The organism is bacterium (genome assembly GCA_028820935.1).
GTDB lineage: Bacteria > Actinomycetota > Acidimicrobiia > Spongiisociales > Spongiisociaceae > Spongiisocius.
In genome coordinates this window covers 1-11,973 of record JAPPHZ010000034.1, presented here as the reverse complement: position 1 = coordinate 11,973, position 11,973 = coordinate 1, and the positions used below count along the sequence as shown (strand labels likewise).

Here is an 11,973-nt window from a genome sequence, read left to right as displayed (position 1 = left end):
CGGGGTGGGGAACTTCGACGATCAACTCCGGGGAATCTCACTGATCGCCATCACACCCTCTCTTCGCTGTCCTCGACTACTCGCATTACTGCTTCGGTCTTCTCGAGGTGATTGCCGAAGAAGCCCCTGGTGTCGGTGCTCTTGGGCGCCTCGCGTAGCCGGCTTCTCCACCGCCGGGTGGCGGACCCACCTCGGCCATGCTGCTTGGCTGGACGGCCGCGGTGTTGTCCCCGAGCCCTGTGGGGCCGTGTGTCCCCCTGAGAGGGCGGGTGGTTCTGGGACTGATGTCCCCTCCCACGACAACGGGCCCGCAGCCGGCCGGCTCGCTGCTAAGCCTCGTCGGCGCCGTCAGGGCCTTCTGCCCCGTCGGGCTGCTAGCGAAATCCCATGTCAGGGGGATGCGCGACCGGATGCGCGACCGCTGGGAGGTGGATGCGCGACCGGTCGCGCATGAGCGCGACCCCTGGGGGGTGGTTCCGCGACCGGGTTTGGGGGTGGTCTTGGGTATGTTCGGTTACGGCTACACGCCCGCCATCCAGTCGGATTGGAGGGCTGGCTGGGGATCGCCGGCAATGTGGAGGGGAGAGGGGATGCGGATGAGAACCCAAACTCACAACAACAGGAAGCCGGGTGTCAGCCATCGGCGCTCGATGCTGCCTCTGGGGGGTGGGCGGGTGGTGAGACTGCCCGAAGTGTTGGAGATCACCGGGTTGAGCAGGACCACGATCTGGCGTCGGGAGCGGGACGGGTCGTTCCCTTCACCGTTCCGTTTGGGCGGGGAACACGCCCGGGCGGTGGGCTGGTGGGAACAGGACATCTACGACTGGATCGACAGCCTGTCCCCCGCAGCGTGACTACCCACCCAACCACCGAGACTCTGTTGGAGTCGCTGGACAGAGGGTCCATCCCCCCGGAATCGGCCACCGGTCGGCCAGCAGCCAGCACACATCCCGCCGCGGCTATGCCTCCACGACGCTGCGGGGTTAGGGGGCTGCTGCCTGGTCCGCCGCGCCTGGGTCATCGTCGTGGGAGGCCAGAGCTAGGGGCTCGGTGGCAAACGAAAGGAGATCACCCACTGGACCGCGCAGTCTTGACCGGCAGACACTGCGCAGTCTTCGCCCGGCGTTGGCAGCGTCTTCTACCAGGCTGGGAGAAAGCCCTGGTGGTGGCGTCTTCTTGGTGGATGGTCAACGAGAAGGAGGAGTGGAATTCTGGGGCTGCGGTTATGGTTGGCTCTAGTGGAGGTGTTGGGGTGGACCACGAAAAGTTCCTAGCTGTCGAGCCGGTGTTCACGAACTCGGAACTCGCTGAGTTCCTGGCGGATTGCGGTGAGTCCGACCCATTCCACGCCGCTCGCTGCCTTGAGGGGCGGTGGGTGCGGGCGGGACGGGTGGTAGTGGTGCGGCCTGGTTTGTTCGCGGTGGTGGCCGACGGTATCGACCCGGCCCGGTTCCAGCCGATGCCGGACCTGGTTTCGACCAAGATGACCCCAGACGCGGTGGTGTCACACCACTCAGCCCTTGACTTTTGGGGTATCTCGTACTCCATGTGGTTCGACGCCGTGTACTCGGCGACCCACCCGCAGGCGCCGTTGGCTTTCCGGGCTATGTGCTATCGGGGTGTCCGATTCCCACAACGCCTCATCGACTCGGGGGATCAGCATTTCGGGGTGGTGACCCGAACCTACGCGGACGGGGTGGTGCGGGTAACGGGGATGGAACGCACCCTGGTGGATGTTCTGGCGGATCCCGACTATGGGGGAAGCTGGGACGAGATCTACCAGTCGGTGACCCGGGCGGACCAGATCGACGTCGAGGCGGTGGCTGCTTACTGCCAGCTACGGGACGGCAGCCCGGCTCTGCGAGCCAAGGTGGGGTTCTTCTTGGAACAGCACCGAGAGCTGTGGGGAATCTCTGCCAGCGACTTGGACCAGTTCCGCCCCCAGGATCCGGCGCCAGCCGTCCATCTCGACCCAGCCCCCATTGAGTTGACCCACTACGTAAAAGAGTGGAATCTGGTGGTACCGGTAGAGGTTGTGGAACGGCAATGGGAACTGGTCTTCTAACACCCCCGACCCGCCGGGAGCTCCGTGCCCTAGCCGCTGCTACCGGTTTCGTCGCCGACCGGATCGAAAAGACCGTGCGCCTCCTGGCACTGGCCGACGACATCGCCGCCCACCCATTTTTGGGTAGCCGGTTGGCGCTGACCGGGGGCACCGCTTTGAACATGTTCGTCCTCCCGGCGCCTCGTCTGTCGTTCGATCTGGACTACCACTACATCGGAGCCGAAGACCGAGCCACGATGAAAGGGGAGCGACCCGCCGTCGAGGACGCCCTAGCGTGCCTGCTCCCGGCCCACGGGCTTGCGGTGAAGAGGCGACCCAACCCCGACCGCGACCACGCGGGCGGCAAATGGGACCTCCGATACCGCAACGCCTTCGGCCGAAGCGAAGGCCTCTCAGTCGACGTTGGCTATGTACGGCGGGTGCCGCTGTGGCCGACCACACGTCACGACTCACACCGGCTGGGCCGCTGGCAAGCCACCGATGTGCCCATCTTCGATATCCACGAAATCGCCGCCGGCAAACTCTCAGCGCTACACGACCGCGGATACGCCCGAGACCTGTTCGACGCCGCGCTGATCCCAAACCTCCCTGGGCTGCTCCCGGCCAAGCTCCGTGTGGCGTTCGTCGTCTACGGCGGCGGAGCCCGCCCCGACTGGCGCACGGTCTGCGCCAACCCACGCAACGTCCAAGCCCCTTCCCTGGGCCGCCAACTCCGCCCCGCGCTGACCCGCTCTGACGCGCAGCGCACCCGACCAGCCGCCGCAGACGCCTACCTCGCCGAGCTTGAGGCCAAAGCCGCCCCCGCCCGGCGGATGGTGCTCCCCTTCACCCCCACAGAGGAAACATTCTTGGACGCACTGTTGGACTGGGGCCGGGTCGAACCCCACCTGCTCACCGCAGACGAACGTCTCCAACACCGGATCGCCACAGAGCCATGGCTCCAATGGAAGTCCCACAACACGCGCCGGCGCCTCGCCGCCCAACCGGTCGGTGTCCACGTCCGCTGCTACCAGGCTGATAACTGGGGTTGGGAAGTAGCCACCACCAGCCCCCCACGTGTGCTGTCCGGCCGCCACACCACGCTCGAAGAAGCCGAAGCCGCCCGCGACTTCCTAGTGCGACTGGTGAACGTCCACCCACAACTACACATCGTGGGACCGGACCCCCAACCTACAGACCACATGCCGACGGTGAGGGTCTATTCGCCAGCGCCCAACGAACCCTGCTACCTGCTATGCCTCAACGCCGACGGCACCCCCGACGCCACATCCCCACCGTACCCCACCCCCCAAGCGGCCTACCACACCCTCCAACAGCTCGGCCTGCTCAGCGCCGCCACCACCGACCGGGACATCGGCCACCGAGCCACCACCCAAACCACCTCCAACACCTGCCGATGCTCCCCGAACGGATGGCGATGCAAACACATCGAGCTGGACACACCAGAGGTAGAACCCCCCAACCGCGGACACGGGCTCAGCCTATAAAACGAACAGAAAAGGCAACCCCCAGCCTGGGGGGGGGAACCACCCAGACAAGCATCCAAACCACCACACCCGAAAGCGCTCACAAGACAATAAGCCGCCCCCACCGGATGGGTCCGGCGAGCCGGTTACCTACCTCCCGCTTGGATGGAGGGACTCCTAGACGAGGCCCTCCACGTAGGGCATGAGCGTGTCGTGGAATCGGGTCATAGCGTCGGCCAGCGCCTCGTAGCCGGCTTCCCGTTCGTCAGCGGGTGAACGCCAGCCACAAGCCCCCTCCGGGAACCAGTAGATGCGGCTGGATTGCAGGTTCGGCTTGTTCTCCCACACCAGTTCGGTATCGAGAGCATCCTCAATCGCGTCCCGATCGCTAGCGAGTGAGTCGTACAGCTCGTCGTTCTGCTCTTGGTTGCCAGACTCGATACGCAATTGGACACGGCAGGAGTTGGTCAGGACCCAGAACTGGAAGGAGAAGGGCCCTTTGCTGGCAATGGTCACATACGAAGACACAACCCTGGTGGCCTTGAACAAGCTACCTTTGCTGCTCATCGCTTTCTGCAGCCCCGCCCAGAATTCCCTCTGCCGCTCTTGACGATCACGGTCACCGGGCCCGAGTGGCGGCCGTCCCCCCAATCTCCACTCATTCGGGCCAGCGACGAGGCGGAAACGGAAACCCGGACGAGAGTCGCCTACGCGGCCCGCTTCGATGGCGACCAGGAACAGGCGGATCCCATCGGAACCGTACGCCTCCGAATAGCGATTCCATTCGTCCGCCACCGCGACGAACTCATCACGGTGCGACTCGGCAACAACGATCACGGCCCTGCACTCGAGGCCGACCGCGTACGCGAGGGCCCGAGTGAGATGATCGTGATCGGCCTCGCCGTACTGGTTCTCCACCGCCCACCTCCGACCGTCGGTGTCCTTTGCCAGGATGTCGAGCCTGCGCCCCCCGGGCACGTCGACCTCGGTGCGGTCCAACTCCAGTTCGCCGATCTCGAGGTGCTCGGACAGAGCTTCCAGATTCTCGGCGAGCCAGGGTGTGAAGTCCTGTGCTTCGCCCGGCCACACCTCGCGGATGTTGATCAGCTTGAACTCTCGTGGTGGACTCGGCTCCGTCATGCCCGAACAACCTACCCTCGATGCGCCAGGTCAGCAAGAGGGTCACGTCCAGGGATGTGGTGTAAGGGAGGGGTTCCGCGTTGTCGCTGTTTGCGGTTTGCCGAGCCGAGTGCAGCACCTGGGCCGGTTTCGCAGCAGATTAAGCCGGGTCAGAGCAGCGACTCGAAGAGGTAGGAGAACACTCCGGTCCAATGGACTGCTCTGTCGGCTGCGTGATGAGGGTAGGTGGCGGGAGGGTCCAGCGAGGGTTGGATCAACAGCACCCATCCGACCCAACACCAGACCACGAGGCAGAGAGCTCCGAGAGCTGCCACCACATGCCGCATGTTCCGCATCACTGGTTGTAGATCAGCGGAGAACATCGCTATGAGGCCCTGAGGCGGGTACGGAAGGGTGCCCTAGACCCCCGGAGAGAGCACATGGCGATCGACGCCTGCGAACAACCGGTCGCCGCTCGTTATGAGCTGTTGGCGTGGTGGTCGGGTTCGGTCCCTGCCGTGGCACGCCGAAAGCCGGGGCCAGGGGGTTTGCGCGACCGGATGCGCGACCGGTCGCTGTTGAGCGCGGCTCCTCGGGGGTGGGTGCGTGACCGGGCCGGGGATCCGCTTGGGTGTCTTCGATGAGAACAACACACCCCACGGCGGTCCTATCCGATGGGTGACCACCAAACGGGGGCCCGGCACGGGACCTGCCGGATGTTGTCGGTAGCGGGCCGTTAGAGTGGGGTCCGGGCAGTGGAAGGTTAGGGCTGTGGCTGAGGTGGCGGTTACGGAGCGGACAGCGGAGGCGGTGTCCCGACCTGGGTTGCCGCGTCCTACGGCCCGTTACCGTCGTGTTTCGGTTCCCGATGGTGTGGACGATCCGTCTGTGGTTAAGGCGTCTGGGCGGGTTGTTTTGCCGCCGCATGTTCACTGGAGTGGTGACCCGGTTTATGACCTGGGGGACCGGCGGGACCGGATGTTGGTGTACAGACAGGTCTTGGCTGAGGGCCTGGATGACGATGTTCGGTATTTCATCGACGTGGCCGAGTTGGCTGACTTGTGGTTTGACATGTTGTTGCCTGTCTATGTGCGGGATGTGTGGGGGCCGTGGCTGCGGGAGCGCGGCTGGTTGGACTAGACAAACGGGATGCTCGCGCCTCTCTAGGAGCAACTCCGAGCGATTGTCGACCTTCTACCCGAGGGGCAGGATTTCGCGTTGGCTGGTGGTGGTGCGCTGATCGTTCGGGGGGTGATCAACCGCCTTACCCGTGACCTGGACTACTTTGGCCCCTCCGAGGTGGGAGTCGCGCCTTTGGCTGACGCTTTTGAGTCGCGCCTTGCTGTGTTTGGCTACTCCGTCGAGCGTGTACGGTCACATCCGGGGTTTGTGCGGTTTCGGGTCAGCACCGCAGAGGGGGAGATCACGACGGTGGACCTGGGCTGGGACGCGCGGATCTCGCCTCCGGAACGGGCTGGGGGTGGTCTGGTCCTGGCCGAGGCCGAGTTGGCCGCCGACAAGGTGTTGGCTGTTGCGGATCGGGGAGAGGCACGCGACTACGTGGACTTGGCAGCCCTCGTCGAGCGTAACGGCTTTTGGAAGGCGTACTCGACCGCCCTGGAGAAACAGCCGGGTTTCGATCCCCGCCAACTGTTCTACGCCTTCAGCTACTTCGGTGATGTGGGCCGTGACCGGTTCCCGATCCCCGACGCCGCCTACGCGCGGCTGACAGACACGGTTGATGGTTGGCGGCGGGAACTGGCCCGACGCGTCCAAGGCGCGGGAACCGACATGCGGCTAGCAGCAGTTGGGGGTGCCCCCACCGATCCTGCGGTCCCGCCACGCCTGGATTTCCGTTCCACCGTCGACGACACCAGCCGTTCGGTCACCAACCCGATCTCGGTGAGCGTGCGACCGCATCAGGCAACCGGAAGCGGGTGGGAGTTGGCGATCTGCGGCGCCGCCGGTGCGCCACTTTGGGTCTCGGACCCATACCCGACGAACGAAGCTGCCGAAGACGCCCGGGGCTTCGCTCTCCGGGTGGCCAACAGCAACTATCCGCTGTGTATCGAGGGGTGGGACCCCGAAATGCCCCTGGGGGCAAGCTACGACCCGCCCTCACCCGAACACGCCGCCACGCTGCGGGTCATCCCATCCCCTCACCCTTCCGGCGGCTGGTGGCTCCAAGCAACCCGCCCCGACAGAACCGTGGTCATCACGTCCTCCCCTACCGTGACAGCACAGCAGCCCGCGCAGCGGCGGCCTTCATCGGTGTCCTACACGTGTTCGCTGGCGACACCAGCCGAACAGGCCAAGTACGCGCAACCCCCCACCCCGGCGGGTCCCGAGACCACAGTTGAGAGGCAGCCACGACCCGACCCGAATGCCACAGGCAGGCGAGTTGTGGTTGTAGTCTTGGCCGCTCTTGAAGGCTTCTGTGGAGTGGTGACTGAGATGTCGTCTTTCCTACCGGCAAGTCCGGAACGTGGAGCAGCCGCTTCCGCCGAGTTGGACATTGGGAAGCAGCCGGACTCCATGGGGTGTCGGGGGTCGGGTCTGTCCCGCGTCTGGGCGTGGAACGTGGGTAGGCCGTTGTGTGTGGTGGTGGTGCTGGTGGGTTTGGTGGCGGCTTGTTCGGATGATGGGGCTTCTGTGGTCGAGTCGTCGTCGGCGGCTTCTTTGCCGGAGACCACTGTCACAACTCTGGCATCGGCCTCGTCGACCTCATCAGGGGGCGCCGCCCCGTCGAGCGCGACCACCGCGGCAGCGGCTGGCCCGACCGCTGTCCCGGGCGGTGGAAGTCCGTCCACACTGCGGGCGATCGCACCGCTGCGGCTTGACCACCCCGACGATCCTGTGGAGTTCCTCGCCGAGATATCCGAAGAGGAACGTTCCTGCCTCGAGGAGAGCGGAATTGGGCTACAAGAGCTCTCGCAGGTTTGGGGGGGTGCTCCCGGCGGCGACCCTTCGGAGCGCACCGCTCTGGTGATCGGCTGTCTACAGGACGAGACCCTGTTGAGGTTGTTCCTCACTTCGCTGGTCGGGCTGACGGATCCGTTGACGCCGGAGACCTCCGGCTGTATCAGGGAGGCGCTGGCGTCGATAGATCTCCACCGGTTGCTGTCACCCCCGGCGCAGAACGACCCTGTCAATTCGCTCGGGTTGGGCATGGCGGCGGTGAACGTGTCTGTTGTGTGCATGAACGACGAAGAATGGGACGTCTATGCGCCGCGTCTGGGGATGCGGGCCGAGGATCGGGAGAGCGTGGCCTGTTTGCTGGAGCGGGTGGGCGGACCGGGGGCACTCGTCGAAGCCATGCATCAGGTGAGCCTCGGCGAGGCACCCGAAGCTCTCGTGGGGTGGTTAGAAGCCTGTGCGCCGCAGCCCTCGCCGCCGGCGGCTTCGGCGGATGATGCGGGTTCGGGTGGGGGGTCTATGGTCTGGTCGTTCGCGACCGGGGGATGGGACCTCACCGGACCGGTAGTGGTGGACGGAGTGGTGTACTTCGGCGCCGACGACGGCAACCTGTACGCCCTCTCCGCGCAGTCCGGCGAGTTGGTTTGGAGCTTCTCCGCCGCCGCGGGGATCCGCTCTGTTCCCTCAGTGTCCGATGGGACGGTCTTCTTCGGTGCCGGCGACAACCACCTGTACGCCCTAGACGCCGCTACCGGAGCGGACCTGTGGCGTTACGACACCGGACGCCCGATCTCCTATACCCCGGCGGTGGGTGGTGGGTTGGTCTACTTTGCGGCCCGCGCCGACTACGATGTGGCAGTCCACGCCCTCGACGCCGCCACCGGAACGGTCGTCTGGGTAGCGGAACAGCCCTACCCAACCGACGAACGGCTAGCCCCCACCGCACATGGTGGCCGTGTCTACGCCCAAGGGGCGGAATACGGAACCTTCTACGCTCTGGACGCCGCCACCGGCCAAACCATCTGGCAGGCAGAGGTCGCAGGCTACGTAGAGTCGGTTCCCACCGTGGTGGACGGCGTCGTCTACCTGACGGTGTTCAACCAGGCCCACGCGTTCGACGAGGCCACCGGAGAACTCATCTGGCAGACGAACACCGAAAAGTTCCCCGCCCGCGACTTCCCGGCGCTGGTCACCGACGGTGTCTACTACCTGACACCCGCCAGTCACGTGCATGCGCTCGACGCCGCCACGGGCGAAGAGATCTGGAGCTACCAGATCGACCCGGAGGGAGACTATGGGCTCAGCACCGCCCCCGTCGTCGCCGGAGGCACGCTGTTCGCCGGGTCGGAAGCGGAACACCTATTCGCCCTAGACGCCCGAACCGGGAAGCTCCTGTGGACGCTGCCCACAGAGAATTCCACCAGCCATGCCCTATCCGTCGTCGATGGAGTCCTATACGGACAAGCGAGCGACGGATACCTGTTCTCAGTCGACGCCGCCGACCCAAACAACGGGACCATCCCCCCATGGTTCTTCCAGATCGGCTGGCTAGACGACACACCCAAATACTCAACCGCCGGCGGGATCGTCTACTCCACAGGCCCCGACGGCCGCTTCTACGCGCACACCACCCCAGCACCCACTTAACTAAGACTCTCAATGTGGGAAGGGACAATGTGGGAAGGGACAAGCAGGTTCCCGGAATCGAGATCGGCGAGGAGCTCAACCCGTTCCTGGGCCTCCGGGGAATCCGGCTCACGCTGGCCCGCCCCCAAATGATGCGCGACCAACTGCGGGCGCTGCTCCGAGCGGGGACCGAGGGCCGTCTGGCCATCATGGCGCCCATGGTGTCGGGCATTGCCGACCTCATGGCCTTCCGGTCGGCGCTGGCCGAGGCGGAGCAGTCGCTGGCCGCCGACGGCCTGCCGTTCGCCGCGGACTACCAGGTCGGGATCATGATCGAGATACCGTCCGCCGCCCTGATCGCCTCCCGGCTCGCGCCACACGTCGACTTCTTCTCCATCGGCACCAACGACCTCACCCAGTACACGCCGGCGGTGGATCGCCCCTAGTAACTACAACCTAGTGTCCTGTGTCGGACCAACGACCTCACCCAGTACACACTGGGCGGTGGACCGGACCAACCGGGAGGTCGCCGACCGGGCCGACCATCTCGATCCGGCCGTCCTGAGGCTGATCGGGGAAACCACTTCGGCAGCCGGGGCCGCCGGGCCCTGGGTGGGCGTCTGCGGCGAGATGGCCGGCGACCCCGTTGCCACCCCGATCCTGATCGGGCTGGGCGTCAAGGAGCTGTCGGTGGCCATCCCTTCGGTGCCCACCATCAAGGAACGGGTCCGCAGCCTGAGCCACGACAGCTGCCGGGAGTTGGCCGACGAGTGTCTAGAGGCAGCCGACGCCGCCCAGGTGCGACGGATACTCGAAGGGGCGTGAGGCCAGTCGCCGGTGGCGAGTGGCGAGTGGTCAGCCCTCTTCGGACAGCAACTCCCTGAAGTCCGCCAAGACCTCGCCTGCATCGTCGCCGTCCACCTCGATCGTGACCGTGGTGCCCAAGGTGGCTCCCAGCTTGAGGATCCCAAGCATGCTCTTGGCGTTGACGGTCTTGTCGTTGGCGGTTACGGATATGTTCGACGGCGACGCCTTGGCACGCTTCACGAACTCGGCGGCCGGGCGGGCGTGGAGACCCGCCGGGTTGGTGATGGTGATCTCTTCTCTCATCCTGCTAATCCGATCCGAGCGGGCAACGAACCCTAGAAATCCGAATCCGGAAGAACGCGAAAACCTCGGCGAGCATACCCGGACGGAACGACCAGGCACGTTCGGGCTACTCGGGAACGACGGCGATCGCTTCGAGCTCGAGGACGAGCCGGGGGTCGGCGGCCAGCCCCACTATCTCCACCGATGTGGTCACGGCCCGGTGGCTTCCCAGGTAGTCGCCCATCACGCGGTTGATCCCGTCCTGGTTGCTCTCCTTATTCTACGATGAACCTGGTCATCAAGCGCTTATCTCCCATTGCTCAAGGAACTCCGCTCCCGCTCGCCGCGTCCGCGGCCTGATCTCGACGAATCCCCGCCGGCGGCGCCGTCCCCTGAGAGGCACGATTCGTACCTCCAGCGATACCCTTCCCCCATGCCGACTATCTACCTAGCAGGAGACCCGCACGGCTGGACAACGAACCAGAGGCCCAGGGCCGGGCCGGTGCGGGCGGCGGCTGCCGAGGCGTGGCGCCGGGTCGGGCCGTACCGCAGCGCCGAGGCGCACCTGACGGCGCAGTTCCGCTTCCTTTGGACGACTGGGGGGCGGCCCCCGGACACGGACTCCGTTAGTTGGGCAGCGAAGGTGGGCCTCGACGCAGCCGTGGACGCCGGGGTGATCCCCGACGACTCGGGGGCGGTCATCAGTTCGGTAACGCTTCTCGCTCCGGCCCGAGTCGAGGAGAGGCCCGGCTTACTGCTCACGTTGGCGGAGGCTGCTGGCCTCGGCCCCGTCGATGTAGTTGGCGTCCTGCCCGAATCCGGTTTAGGCCGGCGCCGGCCACAAGTCCACGGCACGCGCCACGCGTACCAAAAGCGCGGGTGCCGGTGCTCGGACTGCGAAGCCTGGCACGAGGGCCGGCTCCGCAAGAGGCGGGAGGCGAAGGCTCGGGCGCGGGAGCGGCGCCGCCGGGAACGACTGGCTACCGGAACGCACGGCACGGCCCAGATGGTGCGGGATGGTTGCAATTGCGGGACGTGCGGCGAGTACGTAGCGCAAGGCACGAAGCTGGAACGGTCTAGGTTCGCCGTCCGGCAACGGCTTGAGGCCGGCGAACTGGCCCACGGTACGTCCTCGGCCTACCAGAAGGCCCGTTGCCGCTGCCGGGAGTGCTGGGCGTGGTATCAGGCGAACGTCTACCGGGCCAAGTCGGCCGGGTACGGGCCGCGCGCCTAGTCGATCAGGAGGTGACCTGGAAAGTGAACGTCGCCGGTACTCCATGTACCGACAGATTATCGACGTGTCGAGCGGCGACGCTCAAAGCGAAGGCCTCTAGCCGCCGGCCAGCCCGAAGTACCTTCTGGCTTCGGCGACTTCTTTCGGGGTCAACTCCCCAACCCACAGAGGACACGACCCGGCCCCGACCCCACATCTCAGTCTCTCCCACCACGACCCATAACCCGTCGACCAATAGACCACGCTACGGCCCCTCTCGTCGATGCCGTAGGTAGAACCACTACCCGATCGTGGAGTCGTCCCACCCCAAGTACAGCCGATGTAGTCGGACACGACCACGAACCGCTCCGACACGCCGCAGACGTCATCACCAGACTGAACCGTTCCGGGTTTTTCGGAGGCTCTGATGGTCCCCCGGTTTCGTGGAGTCAGCTCACTTGGATCAGTGGTGCGACAGC

9 protein-coding genes are annotated in these 11,973 nt (G+C 65.6%); 7 read left to right on the top strand and 2 right to left on the bottom strand.

The window, feature by feature from the left end:
* The first annotated feature begins 284 nt into the window (after positions 1–284).
* The 3 genes from OXM57_09680 to OXM57_09670 all read left to right on the top strand — a co-directional run bounded on the left by OXM57_09680 (position 285) and on the right by OXM57_09670 (position 3,552).
* Positions 285–854 carry an AlpA family transcriptional regulator gene (locus OXM57_09680; GenBank protein ID MDE0352947.1) on the top strand — a complete coding sequence of 190 codons (570 nt, stop codon included), beginning with the start codon at positions 285–287 and terminating at the stop codon, positions 852–854.
* A gap of 398 nt (positions 855–1,252) precedes the next feature.
* On the top strand, positions 1,253–2,065 hold the full coding sequence (locus OXM57_09675) for a transcriptional regulator (protein ID MDE0352946.1): 813 nt from the start codon (positions 1,253–1,255) through the stop codon (positions 2,063–2,065).
* A complete protein-coding gene (locus OXM57_09670; GenBank protein ID MDE0352945.1) occupies positions 2,047–3,552 on the top strand; it encodes a nucleotidyl transferase AbiEii/AbiGii toxin family protein in 1,506 nt (501 codons plus the stop codon). Before OXM57_09675 ends, OXM57_09670 begins: the two co-directional genes overlap by 19 nt.
* 156 nt (positions 3,553–3,708) lie before the next feature.
* Here the strand turns inward: OXM57_09670 and OXM57_09665 are convergent, their stop codons facing one another.
* Positions 3,709–4,671, bottom strand: coding sequence for a DUF4268 domain-containing protein (locus OXM57_09665; GenBank protein MDE0352944.1), 963 nt, complete (start codon positions 4,669–4,671; stop codon positions 3,709–3,711).
* A 1,161-nt stretch (positions 4,672–5,832) separates the two neighbouring features.
* Between OXM57_09665 and OXM57_09660 the strand changes: the two genes are divergently transcribed.
* The 3 genes from OXM57_09660 to OXM57_09650 are packed head-to-tail and all read left to right on the top strand — an operon-like array spanning position 5,833 to position 10,017.
* A complete protein-coding gene (locus OXM57_09660; protein MDE0352943.1) occupies positions 5,833–9,213 on the top strand; it encodes a nucleotidyl transferase AbiEii/AbiGii toxin family protein in 3,381 nt (1,126 codons plus the stop codon).
* 14 nt (positions 9,214–9,227) lie between these two features.
* Positions 9,228–9,638 (top strand): hypothetical protein, encoded by a 411-nt coding sequence (locus OXM57_09655; GenBank protein MDE0352942.1) that lies wholly within the window; start codon positions 9,228–9,230, stop codon positions 9,636–9,638.
* 58 nt (positions 9,639–9,696) lie between these two features.
* Positions 9,697–10,017 carry a hypothetical protein gene (locus OXM57_09650; GenBank protein ID MDE0352941.1) on the top strand — a complete coding sequence of 107 codons (321 nt, stop codon included), beginning with the start codon at positions 9,697–9,699 and terminating at the stop codon, positions 10,015–10,017.
* A gap of 30 nt (positions 10,018–10,047) precedes the next feature.
* Here OXM57_09650 and OXM57_09645 read toward each other — a convergent pair whose 3' ends face one another.
* A complete protein-coding gene (locus OXM57_09645; GenBank protein MDE0352940.1) occupies positions 10,048–10,302 on the bottom strand; it encodes an HPr family phosphocarrier protein in 255 nt (84 codons plus the stop codon).
* A gap of 412 nt (positions 10,303–10,714) precedes the next feature.
* Here OXM57_09645 and OXM57_09640 point away from each other — a divergent pair, with 412 nt between their 5' ends.
* On the top strand, positions 10,715–11,515 hold the full coding sequence (locus OXM57_09640; protein ID MDE0352939.1) for a hypothetical protein: 801 nt from the start codon (positions 10,715–10,717) through the stop codon (positions 11,513–11,515).
* The last annotated feature ends 458 nt before the right edge of the window (positions 11,516–11,973 follow it).